This window comes from Streptomyces sp. NPDC051677 (assembly GCF_044453465.1).
In the GTDB taxonomy this organism is placed as follows: domain Bacteria; phylum Actinomycetota; class Actinomycetes; order Streptomycetales; family Streptomycetaceae; genus Streptomyces.
In genome coordinates this window covers 1-17,012 of record NZ_JBITCT010000033.1, presented here as the reverse complement: position 1 = coordinate 17,012, position 17,012 = coordinate 1, and the positions used below count along the sequence as shown (strand labels likewise).

The window sequence follows — 17,012 nt, the reverse complement described above, 5'->3', positions numbered from 1 at the left end:
CTGGGGGCATGATGGGTGCAACGAGAACGGTGGCGGTCTACTCGCTGGGCGGCACCATCGCCATGACCACCGATCCGCTGACCGGTGGAGTCGTACCCGCCCTGTCCGCACACGATCTCCTCGCCGGCGTCCCCGGCCTTGACAAGTGCGGCATCGAGCTGCGCGTCCACGACTTCCGCCGGGTACCCGGCGCGTCACTCACTTTCGACGACCTCACCGAACTCGCCGCCGTTATCGGCGACACCCTCGACGGCGGCGACATCGACGGTGTCGTGATCACACAGGGCACCGACACCATCGAGGAGACCGCGTTCTTCCTCGGCCTGCACCACGGTCACGACCAGCCCATCGTCGTCACCGGCGCCATGCGTAACCCCACGATGGCCGGCCCCGACGGCCCCGCAAACCTGTTCGCGGCCGTCATCGCCGCCGCAGACCCGTGCCTGCGCGGAGCCGGGGCGCTGGTCGTGCTGAACGACGAGATCCACGTGGCACGGCACGTCCGCAAGGCCCACACCACCAGCCCCGCAGCGTTCGCCTCACCTGGGGCAGGCCCCATCGGCCGCGTCACGGAGGACCGCGTACGTCTGCTCTCTTCCCCGCCCCGACGGACAGCTCCCCTCGGGCCACCGAGCCGCGAGGTCCGCGTAGGCATGTATGCAGTCAGCCTCGGTGACGACGGCACACTGCTCTCCGCGTGGGACAGCCTCTGCGACGGGCTCGTCATCGCCGCCTTCGGCGTCGGCCACGTCCCCCAACGCCTCGTGGAGACACTCGAAGCGCTCGCCTCCCGCATCCCCGTCGTTCTTACCTCGCGCATCGGCAATGGCCCCGTTCTGACCAGAACGTACGGCTACCCAGGATCGGAGAAGGACCTCATCGACCGCGGTCTCATCCCGGCCGGCGACCTTGGCCCGTTTCAGGCACGGCTTCTGTTGCACGCCCTGGTCGCCCAGGAGGCCGACCGCAGAGCGATCGTCGAGACCTTCGCCGCCTTGTCCAACCAGCCCGGAGGACCCGCCTAGTGTGATGCGCCAGAAATTCTGAGGCTGTCTTGGTCCAGGTGAAGGGCCGTGGGTTGTCGTTCCAGGTGTCGATCCATGCGGCGATGTCGTCCTCCAGGGCCTTCACGGAGGTGTGGACTCTCGTTGGGCGTCGAGGCCGACGGGCACCGCCTTGTGGCCGTCCAGGAACTTCCGTACCTCGGCGATGGTCATAGGCCCCGTGCCGTGCGCCGCCGCCTCTCCCTTCTTCGGCAGGACGTAGCACGATTCCCGGACCGCTCGCAGCCGCGGTCCTGGGCGGTCGAAGAACGCGTCAGCTGACCCGAAGACCGACCGCCAGCGTCAGTTCAAGGACCCGGTGCGGCGATGCGAGATCCGGAAACAGCTCTCGCAGCTGCGACATCCGGTACCGGACGGTCTGGGGATGGACGAACAACGCCGCCGCCACCTCATCCCGCCTGCCCTGGTGCAGCAGCCACGCCCGCAACGTCTCCTCCAGCCGCCGCGCGGTGGCGACAGGCAAGGTCCGCAACGGGGCGAGGGCTCGGGCACGCAGGTCTGCGAACGCGTCCACGTCGGCGCTCAGCACCAGCTCGGGCAGGTGGTCCTCGGTGTCGCGGATATCAGAGGAGAGGGAGCGCGCGCGTACGGCTCGTGCGTACGAGGCGGACGCACGAGTCCATGGCCGGGCCGGGCCGACCACGGCGGTGCGGTCGGTCAGCTGCCGCAAGAGATGTGATCGGTCGGCATCGGGGACGAGCAGCACGCCGAAGGCGTCCGGCAGATCGTCGAGGACGAGGGTGCTCGGGTCGAGCGCGCGGTAGGCAGGCCTGGCCTGGGCGGCGGGCAGCAGGACCGCGGTCAGCGAAACCGGAGGCTGCCACCCGGCCCGTTGAGCGGAGACAAGCAGCACGTCCGGGCTCGCGCCGGCGAGGAGGTCGCGGGCCAGGTGTTCCAGGTGGCGCTCCTGGGCCCGGCCCTGGGCGGCCAGTTCGTCGGCGTGGCCCGCGGCGCTCGCGGCGGAGAGCTCGTCGATGTAGGCGAAGGTCAGCTCGGCGAACTTGGCGACCTCGGCGGCGGGCAGACCTGCGGGTACGGCACCCGCTGCCAGGCCTCGCCAGGCCACGCGGGCGCCGACGCGGTAGGCGCTGAGCAGGGCGTCCATCGAACGGCCGTCCCGGACCTCGCCGCGGCCCAGCTCGTAGGCTGCGTCACCGGCGTCGCCGCCTGTGGCGTTCCCGCTCGCGAGGTCCAGGTAGTGCCCCAGGGCGGTGCGGACGGATCGGCGGATGGTGACGCCCATGCGGCCCGAAAGGGCGTTGGCGTAGGGCGGGACCTCGTCGATGATCGCCTGGACGACCTCGTCGGCGGTGGTCTTCAGCGCGGCCCGCAGTGCGGTGACCGTCGTCTCATCCAGGGCCAGTTCGCTGGCCCTCCGGATTGCATGGCTCACGTTTTCATTCCCTGCGAACAATTCAGCCGACCAGATTTACCTCCTGCGGTCAGGACTTTACGCCTTGAGGCACAGCAAGCTGGAGTCATGACGAGTGCAGCCCTCCGCAGTAGGGCGTGGAAACTGCTGGAGATGGTCACGACACCGCTGCTGCCGTCGGACTACCTCGACCTGGTCAGCCCGCTGCGTGCGGGCGCTGACCTGCGTGGGCGCATCGAGGCCGTGCACCCCGAGACGGGTGACGCCGCGACCATCGTGATCAGGCCGGGACGGGGCTGGCGCGGCCACACGGCCGGTCAGTACGTGCGGATCGGCGTCGACGTCGACGGGGTGCGCCTGTGGCGTGCCTACTCGGTCACCTCGCCGACAGACCGCCGGGACGGCCGCGTCACGATCACCGTGAAGGCGATCCCGGACGGCAAGGTCAGCAACCACCTGGTCCGCAGGGCGAAACCGGGCACGCTGGTCCAGCTCGACCAGGCGACCGGTGACTTCGTGCTGCCGGAGGCCAAGCCCGCCAAGGTGCTCTACCTGACGGCCGGCAGCGGCATCACGCCCGTGATGGGCATGCTGCGCGACACCGAGTTCGACGACGTCGTCATGGTCCACTGCGCGCCACAGCCGCAGGACGTGATCTTCCGCAACGAACTGCACGACCTGGTCGCGGACAAGAAGCTGCAGCTCACCGAGGTGCACACCGACACCGACGGCATGCTCGACATCGCCCGTCTCGACGAACTCGTGCCCGACTGGGCCGAGCGCGAGACCTGGGCCTGCGGACCCGCGGGCCTGCTCGACGCCGCCGAAAAGCACTGGAGCGAGCACGGCGTCCCGGAGCGCCTGCACATCGAGCGCTTCCGCCCCGGCATCGTCGTCGCCGGTGACGGCGGCGAGGTCACGTTCAGCGCCACCGGCAAGACCGTCGACGCGGACGGCGCCACGCCGTTGCTGGACGTCGGCGAGGAGGCCGGCGTGCTCATGCCCTCCGGGTGCCGCATGGGCATCTGCTTCGGCTGCGTCTCGCCGCTCAAGGCGGGCGCCGTCCGCGACCTGCGCACCGGCGAGATCACCGAGGCCGAGCCGGGCGTCCTCATCCAGACCTGCGTGTCCGCCGCGGCGGGCCCGTGCGACATCGAACGGTAGGAGCACCTTGACCGCCATCGACCCGACCGCCCACCTGACCGCGGAGCAGATCGAGGAGCTCGGCCGCGAGCTGGACGCGATCCGCGACGAGGTGATCGCCGGCCGCGGCGAGAAGGACGCCGCCTACATCCGCAAGGTCATCTCGGCGCAGCGCAAGCTCGAGCTGGTCAGCAGGGGCGTGCTGCTGTTCTCGATCTTCCCGCCCGCGTGGCTGATCGGCACCGCCGGTCTGTCCGTGGCGAAGATCATGGACAACATGGAGATCGGCCACAACATCCTGCACGGCCAGTGGGACTGGATGCGGGACCCGAAGATCCACTCCACCACCTGGGAGTGGGATCACGTCTCGCCGGCCGACCAGTGGAAGCACTCGCACAACGAGCTGCACCACACGTACACCAACGTGATCGGCAAGGACAACGACCTCGGCTACGGCATCATGCGCGTCGACGAGGACCAGAAGTGGCACCCGTTCCACCTCGGCCAGCCGCTGTGGAACTTCATCAACGCCTGCTTCTTCGAGTACGGCATCGCAGCGTACGACCTGGAGCTCGGCAAGAACCTGCACAAGCGCCGCCGCAAGAACCCGGAGTTCCGCGCGCGGGCCAAGGCGGTGGGCCGCAAGATCCGCAAGCAGGTGCTCAAGGACTACGTGATCCACCCGCTGCTGTCGGGCCCGTCGTTCCTCACCACGCTCGCCGCCACGTTCACCGCGAACCTGGTCCGCAACATCTGGTCCCACTCGGTGATCATGTGCGGGCATTTCCCCGAGGGCGTGCAGGTCTTCGAGCGCCGGTCGATCAAGGGCGAGACGCGCGGCCAGTGGTACCTGCGCCAGATGATGGGCTCGGCGAACATCAGCGGCAGCAAGGCCATGCACTTCATGACCGGCAACCTGTCGCACCAGATCGAGCACCACCTGTTCCCGGACCTGCCGAGCAACCGGTACGCCGAGGTCGCGGTGAAGGTGCGCGCGCTGTTCGAGAAGTACGAGCTGGAGTACGTCACCGGGCCGCTGCCCAAGCAGGTGTTCTCCGCGTGGCGCAAGGTCGTCCGGCTCTCGCTGCCGAACAAGAAGCCCAAGGTCAAAACGCCGGACCGCGAGCAGGAGCTCGTCGCGGCCTGATTCCCGGTATTGGTTCAGATCCTTCGGCCGTACCGGCGGCACCGCCGGGTTCGGTGAGATCCGTTTGCGGACGGTGGGCGACCGCGACATCACCCCGTACGACACGGGATCCGGTACAGCCCGGTGTCGGTGACGCCGAAGGCCGCTTGGGTTCGGCTCAGAGGCTGCCGGGGCGGACCAGGCCGGTCCTCTTGACTCCGGTCAGGATGGGTGTGATCTCGACGGTGGAGACGTGTTCGAGGGCGCCGATGGTGTCGCTCATGAAGTGGTAGAGCGCGTCGAGGTCGGCTGCCGCGACCGCCACGAGGAGGTTGGCGGTGCCGGTGGTGGCGGAGGCGAAGCGAACCTGGGGGTGGCGGCTGAGCTGCCGGCCTGTCTCCTCCAGTCCGCCGGGTGCGACGGTGATCCACAAAAGTGCCTCGGTGCGGATGCCCAGCCGGGCGAGGTCGACCTCGGTCGCGAGCCGGAGGACCTGGCCGCCGACCAGTGCCTCAAGACGGCGGCGGGCGGTGAGAGCGGTGGTGTCGGCGCGGCGGGCGAGGTCGGTGTAGGCGGCGCGTCCGTCCTCGATCAGTGCGGTGATCAGCTGGTGGTCAACGGGCTGGAGGGGCGGCCGGTCGGGGACCGCGGGCATGTCCGGCCGTAGGCTGGCCAGTTCGGCCTCGGTGAGCAGGCCGCCGCTCCAGTCGAAGGCGGCCGGGAAGACCCGTAGCAGGACGTGAGAGGTCCAGGACTGGACCGCGGGGGTGGCGGGGAGGTCGCGCAGCAGGAGGTTGTTGCGGGCGTCGGAGCCGTCCAGGAAGAGGATGGTGCAGATCTCGTCCCCGCCGCCGAGGACGTCCACCCAGATGGTGTCCGGGCGGCGGGCCAGGGTGGCGGCGACGGCGCTGATCCGGTTGGGCTTGCAGCGGATGCGCAGGGCCAGCGGGATCAGATCGGGGAAGTGCATGGGGTTGCGCACCGCCGTGGCCCGCAGGGTCCCGTCGCCGAACAGCGGCGCCGCACGCCGTACGACGGTGCGCTCCGAGATGCCCAGGACACGGCCGACCGTGCGCCACGAGGCGCGTGGGGCGGCCAGCATCGCGGCGGCGATCCGACCGTCCGTCTCATTCAGCCGATGGCGCACTTTCTCCATAAAGCAAGATCCTATGACCTTCTTCCTCGATTGAGATGGGCATTTCTGGCTCGGATTCTCCTGCTCGCCTAGAAAAGTCTCAGAGCAACCGAGACGAGAGAGAGCAGGTGAGCACGATGACCGGTATCGAGCACACGGTCGTGGACACCGATCGGGGCAAGGTCAGGGGCGTCGTGGAGGGCGAGGCGGTTTCCTTCCGGGGCATCCCGTACGCCGCGTCGCCGGTGGGCGAGCTGCGGTTCGCGTCGCCGCAGCCGCACCCGGGCTGGACGGAGGTGCGGGATGCGGCGCAGGCGGCCTCCCGGTTGGAGAAGGTGCAGGGGCAGCGCGTGCCGGACTGGAACGAGGACGGCAGCCTGACCGTCAACGTCTTCACTCCGCGCCGGGCGCTGGAGGACGGTGCAGCCCGCCCGGTCCTTCTCTGGTGGCACGGGGGCGGCTTCACCAGCGGCTCCGGCGGCTGGGACTGGTACGACGGCGACCGCCTCGCCGCTTTGGGCGACATCGTGGTCGTCACCGCCAACTACCGTGTGGGACCCCTGGGTTATCTCTACCTGCCGCAGATCGGCGCGGCCAACCTCGGCCCCCAGGACCAGGCCGCCGTACTGCGCTGGGTGCAGGACAACATCGCCTCCTTCGGCGGCGATCCGCGCACCGTGACCGTCGGCGGGCAGTCCGCCGGGGCCTACTCCTCCCTGATGCTCGCCCTCGACCCCGCGACGAACGGATCCATTACGCGGGTGCTGCTGCAGAGCGGGCCCTTCGGCCTGAACCCGCAGGATGCGCACCAGGCCGCCGAGAACGCCGACGCCTATCTGCGCCTGCTGGGCATCCCGGCCGGCACGGACACCGCGAAGGCCCTGCGCGCCCTGCCGGCCGAGCAGCTGCTGGACGCCTACGGCCGCCTCTCCGTGCAGCTCGCCGCCCCGGGCAACGCGGCCCCGCCGATGTACCCGGTCCTCGGCGCCCCCGGCATGCCCCGCACCCGGCAACAGGCGCTCGCGGACGGCGCGTTGGAGGGCAAGCCGCTGCTGATCGGCACCACCCGCGACGAGGCGACCGCCTTCTTCGCCTTCGACCCGCGCATCCAGAACCTCACCACCACCGGCGCTCTGGACATCCTCACCGCCCAGGTCGGCCGGCAGGCCGCCCAGGACGTCTACCAGCAGCACGCCGCCCGCCTCGGCGAGCAGGCGACGCCGGCGCAGATCTTCACCGCGGTGCAGACCGACGGCCTCTTCCGCGACGGTTCGCTGGAGGTGGCCGACCATCACGCGGCCGGTGGCAACACCACCTACGTCTACCAGTTCGACTACGCCCCCGCCGAAGACCCGTACGCCCTGGGCGCCACCCACTGCGCCGAACTGCCCTTCCTCTTCAACACCTTCGACGCCTCCCCCGACAGCCCCGTCCTCGCCGGGGACGGCGACGCCCAGCGCGCCCTGGGCCGCGAATTCGCGACCGCCGTCGCCGAGTTCGTCACCACTGGAACGACCAGTGACTGGCTGCCGTACGCCCCCGCGACCGCAGCCCGCATCCGTCACTTCGGCTGAGAGAGGAGACCATCGTGAAGCGCATCTTCCGCACGCCGGCCATGCCTCACTGGGCAGAGTTCCTCACCCTGCTGGCCACCATCTATGCCTCGGACCGGGTGTACTCGCTGACCATCGCCGACCGGTTCGCGAGCTGGAACCAGTGGGTGCGCCCGCTCCCCTTCACGCTGGCGTCCATCGCGCTCCTCGTCTTCTGCGTGATGCCGGGCGCGGGCAGCCTCTGGAAGGCCCTGTACGCGAAGGCCCTCCACACGGCCGTCACCAGCTGACGCCCACCTCGATGGCCGGCGTCCCGCACCCGCGGGACGCCGGCCATCGCGCTGTCGCGGCGGGACGAGCCCGACCGTGAACTTCGTCTTCAAGTCCCCGGCGAGTCGGTCCACTGTGTCGCGACTGGCACTGTCCTGGCCCCGTGGGCACCCATTGGGATGGACCCGACCCGTGCCCACCGACGGGCGAGCGCACACAATCCGCTGCCGCCGCTACGAAAGGCCCTCAATGACCATGCCGCGTACCCGCTCGTTCGTGCAGGTCGATGTGTTCTCCACGATCCCTTATCGCGGCAACCCGGTCGCGGTCGTCCTGGACGGGACGGACCTGACCGACGAGGACATGCAGGGCCTGGCGCGCTGGACGAACCTGTCCGAGACCACGTTCGTCCTGCCGACGACGACCGAGGAGGCGGATTACCGGCTGCGGATCTTCACGCCTCAGGGCGAGCTGCCGTTCGCCGGGCACCCCACCCTCGGCTCTGCGCGCGCCTGGCTGGACGGTGGCGGCACGCCGCAGCACGCCGACCGGATCGTGCAGGAGTGCGCGGCCGGCCTGGTCACCGTGCGCCGCGGCGAGGGCGCCCTGTCGTTCGCCGCCCCGCCACGGGTCCGTGACGGGGCGCTCGACGAGGCGTATCTGGACCAGGTCGTGGCCGCGTTCGGCATTACGCGGGAGCGGGTCCTGGCCCACCAGTGGGTGGACAACGGGCCCGGCTGGGCGGTGGTTCAGCTGGCCACGGCCGAGGAGGTGCTCGCCCTCGAACCTGACCTGTCCCTCATCCCGGCCGCGATGGTCGGCGCGATCGGGGCCCACCCCGAGGGGTCAGAGCACCACTTCGAGATGCGCACCTTCGCCCCCGGCGCCGGTGTGCCCGAGGATCCCGCGTGCGGCAGCATGAGCGCCGGCGTCGGGCAGTGGCTCACCGCCACCGGCGCCGCACCCTCCACCTACCGGGTCTCCCAGGGCACGAGGCTGGGACGGGCCGCCAGCATCGAGATCACCGCCGATGCGGACGGCACCGTCTGGGTCAGCGGCGCCGCCACCGTCTGCATCCGAGGCGACATCACCCTCTGACCCCCACCTGCCCGCGCGTTCGCAGCGGTTGCCGGAGCGCGGGCAGCTACGCGGTGATCCATGTGCCAGACCACCGGTGGCGGGACCAGGCTGTCAGGTGGTGTCGGGGGAGAGTGTCTTCATGGTGACGTAGCTGGTCACCGTGGCCACGCCGGGCAGGGCGGACAACTGGTTGGCGTGGAAGTCCTCGTAGGCGGGAAGGTCGGCGACCTCGACCTGGAGCAGGTAGTCGAAGTTGCCGGTGATGTGGTGGCAGGCGACCACCCCGGGCAGCTGGGTGATCCCGCGCTCGAACGCGACCACGTCCGCGCGGGTGTGCCGCATCAGCCGCACCCCGGCGAACACTCGCAGACTGCGGCCGACCGCGGCAGGATCGATCAGCGCCCGGTAACCGCGGATGACGCCGGCTTCCTCCAGCTGGCGCACGCGCCGCAGGCACGGTGACGGCGACAGCCCGACCCGGGCGGCCAGCTCGTTGTTGCTGATCCGGCCGTTGTTTGCGAGCACGGCCAGAATCGCCCGATCCATCTCGTCCATGGCGGCAGATTATTGCGCCTGTCAACCGAGTACCACAATCGTGAGCCCGCAGTGAGCGCAATTTGCTGCCAAAGTTGCCAAGATCCGTCCATATTCGAGCCGTGGTCAGCCACGCTTCCTGTCGTCGTAACCGACGCCTATGGAAGGGCAGGCCATGCCGGGCAAGAGCACCATCACCGTCCACGCCGATCGCGAGATCCATCCCACCCGTGCCGTGGCACCGCCCATCTACCAGACGGCGACGTTCTGGGCCGAGGACGGGGAGACGTTCGCGCAGGGCGCTGTCGAACCGCGCGGGAAGGACTTCTACACCCGCTTCGGCAACCCGAACCACGCACAGGTCGCGGCCGTGGTCGCGGAGCTGGAGGGCGCCGAGGCGGCTATGGTCACCGCGTCCGGGATGGCCGCGCTCACCACTGCCGTGCTGGCCCTGGTCTCCGCCGGTGACCATGTCATCGGGCAGAAGTCGACCTACGGCGGCACGGGCTCGGTGCTGCTGAACCTGCTTCCGCGCCTTGGGGTGTCGACCACCGTGGTCGACCAGACCGACCCGGAGGCGTTCGCGAAGGCACTGACCCCGCAGACCCGCCTGATCCTGGTGGAGACGCCGAGCAATCCGCTGCTGCAGATCACCGATCTGCGCGCCGTCGCGGACCTGGCCCGCGCGCACAACGTGCTGACCATGGCGGACAACACCTTCGCCACCCCGCTGAACCAGCGGCCGGCGGAGCTCGGCATCGACCTGGTCTGGCACAGCGCGACCAAGTACCTCAACGGTCACTCGGACGTCTCCGCCGGAGTGATCGCCGGACCCGCCGAGCTCCTGGACCGGATCTGGGACGTCGGTCTGCTCACCGGCGCCACGCTCGGCCCGATCGACGCGTGGCTGCTGCTGCGCGGCATGCGCACCCTGCCGCTGCGGGTGCCCCGGCACAACGCCAACGGCCAGGCGCTCGCCGAGGCGCTGAACGAGCATCCCGCCGTGACCCGGGTGCACTATCCCGGTCTGGCGAGCCACCCGCAGCACAAGCTGGCCGCCGACCAGATGAGTGGCTTCGGCGGGGTGCTCGGCATCGAGTTCACCGGCGGTTTCGAGATGGCCGACGCCTTCCTCAGCCGGCTGCGCTACTCGCTCCGGTCGGCCAGCCTCGGCGGCGTGGAATCCCTGGCCGTGCACCCGGCGTCCATGTGGCGCGGAATGCTCAGCGAGGACCAGATCGCCGAGTCGGTTCCGCTGGGCCTGGTCCGGCTGGCCGCGGGCACCGAGGACACCGCCGACCTGGTCGCCGACGCACTGGCCGCCGCCGACGCCGTACACGCCACCGCGGCGACTGTCTGAACCACCGCGAGAGCGTCGGCCGCGTGCTGCGGCGGCGGCGCCAACCACCCGAGCGCGCAGGCGTGAACGGCGCGGGTCTCGACACAGCCAGCCCCCTGAGAGTCCAGCAGCTCAACGAAGAGGTGCACCTCCATGCCCAACCTGCAGAACCATCCCCTCGCCGGCGCCGCACCTGCCGACGAAAGCCACGGTGACGCGCCCCGCAGCGGCCCCCCGCTCGCTCAGGGGCTCAAGCAGCGTCACCTGTCGATGATCGCGCTCGGCGGGGTCATCGGCGCGGGTCTGTTCGTCGGCTCCGGTGCCGGTATCGCGGCGGCCGGGCCGTCGATCGTCGTCGCCTACGCGCTCTCCGGCGTGCTCGTCATGCTGGTGATGCGCATGCTCGGCGAGATGTCGGCGGCCAACCCGGCCTCCGGGTCGTTCTCGGTGCACGCCGAGCGGGCCATCGGACCCTGGGCGGGCTTCACCGCCGGCTGGATGTTCTGGACGCTGCTGTGCGTGGGCGTCGGCGCCGAGGCGATCGGTGCCGCGAGCATCATGACCGGCTGGTTCCCGGGCACCCCGTCCTGGATGTGGGTCCTGTTGTTCATGACCGCGTTCTGCGGCACGAACCTCGCGGCGGTCCGCAACTTCGGTGAGTTCGAGTTCTGGTTCGCAGCCCTGAAGGTCGGCGCGATCTCCCTCTTCCTGGTCCTGGGCGGCCTCGCGATCTTCGGCGTACTGCCCGGCACCCACGCCCCCGGCACGGCCAACCTCACCGGGGACGGCGGCTTCCTTCCCCACGGCACGAACGGCCTGGTCATCGGCCTGCTCACCTCGGTCTTCGCCTACGGCGGCCTGGAGACGGTCACCATCGCCGCCGCCGAGTCCGAACACCCGGTACGCGGCGTCGCCACGGCCGTGCGCACCGCGATGTGGCGGATCGCCGTCTTCTACGTCGGATCCATGCTGGTCATCGTCACGCTGATCCCGTGGAGCGACCCCGCCGTCACCACCAGCGGCCCCTACGTGGCGGCCCTCGACCACCTCGACATCCCCGCCGCCGGCCAGCTCATGAACGTCATCGTGCTCATCGCCCTGCTGTCGGCGATGAACGCCAACATCTACGGCTCCTCCCGCATGGCGTACTCCCTGACCGCCCGCGGCCACGGCCCGAAAGCCGTCGGCACGGTCTCCGGCGGAGTGCCGCGGATCGCGGTGATCGCCTCCTCCGCCTTCGGCTTCATCGCGGTACTGCTCAGCTACTGGTGGCCACAGACCGTCTTCACCTGGCTGCTCAACATGGTCGGCGCGGCCGTGCTCGTGGTGTGGGGCTTCATCGCCGCCGCCCAGCTGCGGATGCGCCGACGACTGGAGCGAGAGGCGCCCGAGAAGCTGGTCGTGAAGATGTGGGCGTTCCCGGCCCTGACCTGGCTGGCGCTGGCGGGAGTGCTGGCGATCCTGGCCCTCATGGCCCGCCAGTCCGACACCCGCGTGCAGCTGTACTTCACCGGCGGCCTGGCCCTGGCGCTCTCCCTCATCGGCTACCTGCGGCAGAAGGCCCTGACCGCCCGCGCCTGATCGGCGCCCGCATGAGCGGAACCCCGGCGGCGGTCACGACACACCCTCGAACCATCCGAAAATGTCTGTGAAGGAGTTCACCCGATGAAAACCCTGCTCACCGGCGGCACCGTGGTCAGCATGGACCCGGCTGTCGGCGATCTCGCCCGCGGTGACGTGCTCATCGAGGACGGCGTGATCGCCGAGGTCGCGGAGCGCATCGACGCCCCGGACGCCGAGCGGATCGACGCGACCGACCGGATCGTCATGCCCGGCTTCGTCGACAACCACCGCCACACCTGGCAGACCGCGTTCCGGGGCGTCGGCGCGGACTGGACGTTCCCCGAGTGGGCGGCGGCCATGCACGGCACGGTCAAACCCCACTACCGGCCCGAGGACGTCTACGCCGGCACCCTCCTCGGCCGCCTGGAGGCCCTCCACTGCGGCGTGACCACGATGCTGGACTGGTACCACGTCGCCCAGACCCCGCAGCACGAGGACGCCGCCGTCGCCGCGCTGCGCGACGCGCCCGGACGGTCGATCTTCTGCCTCGGCGCCGGATGGGGCACCCCCGACCCCGTCGACGCCGACATCCGCCGTGTCCACTCCCAACTGGCCGACGGCGGCCCGGTCACCATGGCGCTCGGTCTGCGCGGCCCGGAGGCCACCAGCATGGACACCGTCGCCCGGGAACTGGACCTGGCGGCCGAACTCGGCCTGCGCACCAGCCTGCACGTGGACATCGCAGCCGGCGCTGTCGCCGATCTGCGCGAGCACGGACTGCTGCGGGACACCACCACGTTCGTGCACGGCAACGGACTCAGCGACGAGGAGCTGCGGATGCTCGCCGACGCGGGCAGTTCGCTGTCGATCAGCCCGGACGTCGAGCTGAAGATGGGATTCGGCAACCCGATGACCGGCCGGGCGCTGGCCGCCGGCCTGCGCCCGACGCTGTCCGTCGACGACGTCCCCTCCGCCGGCGGCGACATGTTCTCCACCATGCGCACCGCCTTCGCCGTACAGCGCGGCCTGGACGGCGGCCTGCGCTCCCGGGACCTGCTCGCCTTCACCACGCTCGACGCCGCCGCCTCGTGCGGACTCGACGCCCGAACAGGCAGCATCACACCTGGCAAGGACGCCGACATCATCCTGCTGCGCACCGACGACCTGACCGTCTTCCCGGTCACCGACCCGGTCGCCACCCTCGTCAGTGCAGGTCACCCCGGCCTGGTCGACACCGTCCTCGTCGCCGGCCGCACGGTCAAACGCGACGGCGTACTGGTGAACGTGGACCTGCCGGCGCTGCGGACCCGACTGGTGGAGTCACGCGACCGTATCGCGGCAGCCGCCGCCGTTCCGCTCGACGGCACATGGCGTCCGCAGCCGGCATCGGAGTAGGCGGACTCGACTCCGAGGACCTCTACATCTCGTCCTCCACCGCGCCGTCCCCGGCCAGTGCGCGGGGCGGGCGGGGACGCACGCTGCCGAAGGCGGCGAAGCAGGCGCGCTGACGCAGGTCGCCACAGGCCCCCGACCGTCCTGTCGGACCCGGCTGCGAAGATCACGCCCATGGATCTCGCTGACGCCCTCACCGGCCTCGACGCCCACCCCTGGGCCTCCGTCTCGCACGCCTACGGTCCCGCCGAGGACCTGCCCGACCTGCTGCGCGCCCTCGCCGAGGGCGGCGGTGATGCCGAGGAGGCGATCTCGGAGCTGTACTCGTGCATCCTCCACCAGGGCACGGTGTATCCCGCCAGCGTGGACGCCGTCCCGTACCTCGCCCGGATCGCCGCTGCTGCCCGGCCCGGGACGACCGAAGTCCTCTGCCTGCTCGGCGGATTGGCCGAGAGCGATGATGAATGGAAGATCGCGCCGGGCGCCGTCCGGGCCGCCGTTGCCACCCAAATCCCCCTGCTGATACCGCTGCTGGCACATGAAGACGTGAACGTCCGGCTGCTCACCGCCTGGACGCTCGGCCACACCCGGAATACCGAGACCGCCCCGTTCGCCCTGCGAAGCCGGTGGACGGCCGAGCCCGATCCCGGTGTCCGGGCCGAACTGCTCATCGCCCTCGGCAGGGTCGACCTCTCCGGCGCCGCCGTCGAGACCCGCGCGCTGCTCGGCGCAGACACGCCCGCGCCGCTGCGTCTGGCCGCGCTCCTCGTCGCTCTGGCCGCCGGGGAGCCGTGGACCGACGCCCACCACGATGCCGCGCTCGGCCTGCTGCCCGCCCGCGAATTCACCGCCGACCGGTACAGCATGCACCACCGAGAGCCGCTGCACGCGATCGTCGACAGCCTGCTGCGCCGCGAGACCGAGGCAGACCGCGAGACCGCCTTCGCCCTGCTGGACGCCGCCCTGCGCGACGGCCGCCCCGAGGTGCGGACCGAGGCGCTCTCCGCGGCCGACCACGCCTGTTGCCTCTCCCGCAGCGCTCCCCAGCGACTCGTCCCGGCCATCGCCCCACTCGCCGCCGAGTACCCGGCGTCGACCCTGCTCGGCAAGCTCGGCCCGGCCGCCGCCGAGGCGGCGCCCGCCCTCGCCGAACTCGCCGCCCAACCCGACGACGAGGCGGCTGACCAGGCATTGGCCGTGCTCGTCCGGGTCGCGCCCCGACAGGCCGTCCCGCTGCTGGCCCGGGACCTCGACCAGCGCCCTCGCGCGCTCAACGCCGCAGGAGACTTCCAGGCCCCCGCCTTCCCCTTCGACCCGACCCTGCTCGCCGCCGTCCGCGCACGCCTGGCCGCGGACGGGCTCGGCAACAACGAGACCGCCGACCTGGTCCACCTGCTGCGCCAGTGGGGCCCGCAGGCCGCCGCCGCCCTGCCCGAGCTGTACGCCGTGCTGCCCCGCTTCCAGTACGCGGCCACCGCCATCACCGCCGTGGCAGCCACCGGCCCGCAGGCCGAACGCGAGCAGGCCGGCGCCGTGCTGCGTGCCGCCGCCGGGTCGCTGATGGTGGCGCAGGCCCACCACGACCTCACCGGCGAGACCGACGTCCTGCTCGACGCCGTCGCCAAGGCGCTCGCCGCCGGCCCGCGGGAGGTCGCCGAGGCCGCCCAGGCCGCCGCCACCCTGGGCGCGACGGCCGCCGGACTGCTCCCCGCCCTGCGGGCAGCCGTCAGCGAGGACGCCGAGCCGACCACCCCACAGCTGGACCGCGACATCGCGATCGCCACCGCCCTGTGGCAGATCGACGGCGACACCGAGGAAGCCGTCACGATCCTGGCCTCCGTCCTCGACCGCACCCCTGGCAACCGGCTCTGGTACCGGTGGACCGCCGTCCGCGCCATGCGCGCAACCGCCCTCCTCGGCGCGGCCGCCCGGCCCTTGATCCCCCGACTGGAACAACTGCTCGCCGACCCCGAGAAGGCCCCTGCCGGCGTCCTCGCACTGCTCGCCATCACCGACCCCGACGTCGTCGACCTCGGCCAACTCGCCGAGGCAGCCCTCCACTCCGTCGAAACCGGAGCGGACATCTCCGGCGCCTGCGAGGCCCTCCAAGCCCTCGGTGCCACCGCCCTGAGCACCCACCAGCGCCTGCGCGTCGCCGAACTCGCCGAGCAGGACCGGCGCATCGTCGACTCAGGCATCGCGAACAGCATCATCCGCGAGGACGAGCGGCTGCGCGCTATTCTGACCGCCATCTGATCCCGAGGCCGGGCCGGACGAGCGTGGGCGCCCGCCGCCGGGGCCCGATCCGCACCCCGAGCGCGTGCGCGAAGTCCCGCTGCACTCCCGGCAGCGGCAACTCCTCGAACCGGAACACGCGCTCGCGGCCGTCCTCACCGGTGAACCACACCACCGGAGTCCCGCGGTCCTCGGGGAATTCCACCGTCGGAGGCGGCTCGTAGAAGCCGTCGAGCATGGCCGCCGCATGGCCGCGGCCTGCGCGCGGAGCCACCTCGCTCACGCGACCACCGCCGGCCGCCGACCGCCGACCGCTCCATCCAGCCCTCTTCCCTGAAGCCCACCGGCTCCCACGCCCCCTCCGGCACCAGCTCCAGCCGGGTGCGCGTCTCCAGCTCCTGCAAGGTGTGCGGGTAGAGCGCCATGGTCGTCGCCGAACGGTGACCGAGCCTGATCCGCACCCAGTTCAGCGGATCACCGAACACCCGCTGATACGTCAGCCGCTGCTGCTCGTTCGTCTCGCCCAGCGCCTGCAGATGGCCTCGCCACAGCAACTCCAGCGTGATCACCGCGTACGAATGCCGCAGCATGTGCGGAGCTGCCCCCCCGCCCCCCACGTCTACGCCCTGAGCACGGCACCGTGCATTGGCGTCGGCGAAGACGAAGACCTGCTTGCACCCCGACATCGTCATCGGCAAGCCCCACTGGTTCAGCCACACCATCGCGTCCGCTCACTCTGCTGGTGGGTCGCTACGACGATGCCTGCAACCTGCGTGTGGCCGCCCGTACCACCCCGTTGAACACTGCAGCCCGCCGCAGCCTGGCCGACGGCCGGATGGCGTGGGTGCTCCCGCCCGGGCGCCCCGCCCGGTGTGCGGAATTTACGGTAGGGCAGCATCTGCTCAGTCATCGCCTGCCCGTGAGGGGTCGTCATGTGCTCCGCCCGCCGCGTCGCTTCGTCCGCGCTGCTGACCTGTCTGTTTCTGGCGGGCTGTTCGTCCGTCCCGCTGGGTGTGTCGGACCCGTCGTCATCCGGTGCTGCGGCGCCGTCCGCGTCTGCGCCGGGCGCCGTGGGCGGGGCCCGCTCGATCGCGGTGGGGGCCGGCCCGCAGAAGACGTACACGGTGCAGCGGCAGCCCGCGGCGGGCAGCTGCCGCTACCGGTATGAGAAGGGGGAGCCGCTGGAGGACCCGCGGTGCACGCCGG

General features: G+C 70.9%; 15 protein-coding genes and 2 pseudogenes. 12 read left to right on the top strand and 5 right to left on the bottom strand.

What is annotated here, in order from left to right:
• The first annotated feature begins 8 nt into the window (after window positions 1-8).
• A complete protein-coding gene (locus ACIBAF_RS31965; RefSeq protein WP_399467664.1) occupies window positions 9-1,025 on the top strand; it encodes an asparaginase in 1,017 nt (338 codons plus the stop codon).
• Window positions 1,026-1,032: 7 nt separating this feature from the next.
• Here ACIBAF_RS31965 and ACIBAF_RS31960 read toward each other — a convergent pair.
• Window positions 1,033-1,167, bottom strand: a pseudogene (locus ACIBAF_RS31960) (IS630 family transposase); the annotation flags it as partial.
• Window positions 1,168-1,317: 150 nt separating this feature from the next.
• Window positions 1,318-2,457, bottom strand: coding sequence for a PucR family transcriptional regulator (locus tag ACIBAF_RS31955; protein WP_399467663.1), 1,140 nt, complete (start codon window positions 2,455-2,457; stop codon window positions 1,318-1,320).
• An 87-nt stretch (window positions 2,458-2,544) separates the two neighbouring features.
• On the opposite strand from ACIBAF_RS31955, the gene ACIBAF_RS31950 reads away from it, so the two are divergent.
• Window positions 2,545-3,600, top strand: coding sequence for a ferredoxin reductase (locus tag ACIBAF_RS31950; protein WP_399467662.1), 1,056 nt, complete (start codon window positions 2,545-2,547; stop codon window positions 3,598-3,600).
• Between the two features lie 7 nt (window positions 3,601-3,607).
• On the top strand, window positions 3,608-4,726 hold the full coding sequence (locus ACIBAF_RS31945) for a fatty acid desaturase family protein (protein WP_399467661.1): 1,119 nt from the start codon (window positions 3,608-3,610) through the stop codon (window positions 4,724-4,726).
• Window positions 4,727-4,883: 157 nt separating this feature from the next.
• Here the strand turns inward: ACIBAF_RS31945 and ACIBAF_RS31940 are convergent, their stop codons facing one another.
• Complete coding sequence (locus tag ACIBAF_RS31940) at window positions 4,884-5,861, bottom strand: Lrp/AsnC ligand binding domain-containing protein (protein WP_399467660.1); 978 nt, start codon at window positions 5,859-5,861, stop codon at window positions 4,884-4,886.
• Window positions 5,862-5,977: 116 nt separating this feature from the next.
• On the opposite strand from ACIBAF_RS31940, the gene ACIBAF_RS31935 reads away from it, so the two are divergent.
• The 3 genes from ACIBAF_RS31935 (at window position 5,978) to ACIBAF_RS31925 (ending at window position 8,761) form a co-directional block, all read left to right on the top strand.
• Entirely contained in the window at window positions 5,978-7,414 is a 1,437-nt protein-coding gene (locus ACIBAF_RS31935; protein WP_399467659.1) for a carboxylesterase/lipase family protein, read from the top strand.
• Window positions 7,415-7,428: 14 nt separating this feature from the next.
• Window positions 7,429-7,683, top strand: a complete 255-nt coding sequence (locus tag ACIBAF_RS31930; RefSeq protein WP_399467658.1) for a hypothetical protein — start codon at window positions 7,429-7,431, stop codon at window positions 7,681-7,683.
• 229 nt (window positions 7,684-7,912) lie between these two features.
• Window positions 7,913-8,761, top strand: coding sequence for a PhzF family phenazine biosynthesis protein (locus tag ACIBAF_RS31925; protein WP_399467657.1), 849 nt, complete (start codon window positions 7,913-7,915; stop codon window positions 8,759-8,761).
• A 93-nt stretch (window positions 8,762-8,854) separates the two neighbouring features.
• On the opposite strand, the gene ACIBAF_RS31920 is transcribed toward ACIBAF_RS31925, so the two are convergent.
• Entirely contained in the window at window positions 8,855-9,298 is a 444-nt protein-coding gene (locus tag ACIBAF_RS31920) for an Lrp/AsnC family transcriptional regulator (RefSeq protein ID WP_399467656.1), read from the bottom strand.
• 154 nt (window positions 9,299-9,452) lie between these two features.
• Between ACIBAF_RS31920 and ACIBAF_RS31915 the strand changes: the two genes are divergently transcribed.
• The 5 genes from ACIBAF_RS31915 to ACIBAF_RS31895 all read left to right on the top strand — a co-directional run bounded on the left by ACIBAF_RS31915 (window position 9,453) and on the right by ACIBAF_RS31895 (window position 15,827).
• Complete coding sequence (locus ACIBAF_RS31915) at window positions 9,453-10,637, top strand: trans-sulfuration enzyme family protein (RefSeq protein WP_399467655.1); 1,185 nt, start codon at window positions 9,453-9,455, stop codon at window positions 10,635-10,637.
• Between the two features lie 132 nt (window positions 10,638-10,769).
• On the top strand, window positions 10,770-12,197 hold the full coding sequence (locus ACIBAF_RS31910; RefSeq protein WP_399467654.1) for an amino acid permease: 1,428 nt from the start codon (window positions 10,770-10,772) through the stop codon (window positions 12,195-12,197).
• A gap of 84 nt (window positions 12,198-12,281) precedes the next feature.
• Window positions 12,282-13,574, top strand: a complete 1,293-nt coding sequence (locus ACIBAF_RS31905) for an amidohydrolase family protein (RefSeq protein ID WP_399467653.1) — start codon at window positions 12,282-12,284, stop codon at window positions 13,572-13,574.
• Window positions 13,547-13,687 (top strand): hypothetical protein, encoded by a 141-nt coding sequence (locus ACIBAF_RS31900; protein ID WP_399467652.1) that lies wholly within the window; start codon window positions 13,547-13,549, stop codon window positions 13,685-13,687. Before ACIBAF_RS31905 ends, ACIBAF_RS31900 begins: the two co-directional genes overlap by 28 nt.
• 58 nt (window positions 13,688-13,745) lie before the next feature.
• Complete coding sequence (locus ACIBAF_RS31895) at window positions 13,746-15,827, top strand: HEAT repeat domain-containing protein (protein WP_399467651.1); 2,082 nt, start codon at window positions 13,746-13,748, stop codon at window positions 15,825-15,827.
• A gap of 134 nt (window positions 15,828-15,961) precedes the next feature.
• Here ACIBAF_RS31895 and ACIBAF_RS31890 read toward each other — a convergent pair whose 3' ends face one another.
• Window positions 15,962-16,396 carry a hypothetical protein gene (locus tag ACIBAF_RS31890; protein ID WP_399467650.1) on the bottom strand — a complete coding sequence of 145 codons (435 nt, stop codon included), beginning with the start codon at window positions 16,394-16,396 and terminating at the stop codon, window positions 15,962-15,964.
• 342 nt (window positions 16,397-16,738) lie between these two features.
• On the opposite strand from ACIBAF_RS31890, the pseudogene ACIBAF_RS31885 reads away from it, so the two are divergent.
• A pseudogene (locus ACIBAF_RS31885) lies at window positions 16,739-17,012 on the top strand (hypothetical protein); the annotation flags it as partial.

Excerpts from the sequence above, each read along its gene's own strand:
- ACIBAF_RS31895 (WP_399467651.1), top strand. The coding sequence starts at position 13,746 with ATGGATCTCGCTGACGCCCTCACCGGCCTCGACGCCCACCCCTGGGCC.
- ACIBAF_RS31890 (WP_399467650.1), bottom strand. The coding sequence starts at position 16,396 with ATGCTGCGGCATTCGTACGCGGTGATCACGCTGGAGTTGCTGTGGCGA.
- ACIBAF_RS31920 (WP_399467656.1), bottom strand. The coding sequence starts at position 9,298 with ATGGACGAGATGGATCGGGCGATTCTGGCCGTGCTCGCAAACAACGGC.
- ACIBAF_RS31910 (WP_399467654.1), top strand. The coding sequence starts at position 10,770 with ATGCCCAACCTGCAGAACCATCCCCTCGCCGGCGCCGCACCTGCCGAC.
- ACIBAF_RS31950 (WP_399467662.1), top strand. The coding sequence starts at position 2,545 with ATGACGAGTGCAGCCCTCCGCAGTAGGGCGTGGAAACTGCTGGAGATG.
- ACIBAF_RS31965 (WP_399467664.1), top strand. The coding sequence starts at position 9 with ATGATGGGTGCAACGAGAACGGTGGCGGTCTACTCGCTGGGCGGCACC.
- ACIBAF_RS31935 (WP_399467659.1), top strand. The coding sequence starts at position 5,978 with ATGACCGGTATCGAGCACACGGTCGTGGACACCGATCGGGGCAAGGTC.
- ACIBAF_RS31940 (WP_399467660.1), bottom strand. The coding sequence starts at position 5,861 with ATGGAGAAAGTGCGCCATCGGCTGAATGAGACGGACGGTCGGATCGCC.
- ACIBAF_RS31925 (WP_399467657.1), top strand. The coding sequence starts at position 7,913 with ATGACCATGCCGCGTACCCGCTCGTTCGTGCAGGTCGATGTGTTCTCC.
- ACIBAF_RS31915 (WP_399467655.1), top strand. The coding sequence starts at position 9,453 with ATGCCGGGCAAGAGCACCATCACCGTCCACGCCGATCGCGAGATCCAT.
- ACIBAF_RS31905 (WP_399467653.1), top strand. The coding sequence starts at position 12,282 with ATGAAAACCCTGCTCACCGGCGGCACCGTGGTCAGCATGGACCCGGCT.
- ACIBAF_RS31900 (WP_399467652.1), top strand. The coding sequence starts at position 13,547 with ATGGCGTCCGCAGCCGGCATCGGAGTAGGCGGACTCGACTCCGAGGAC.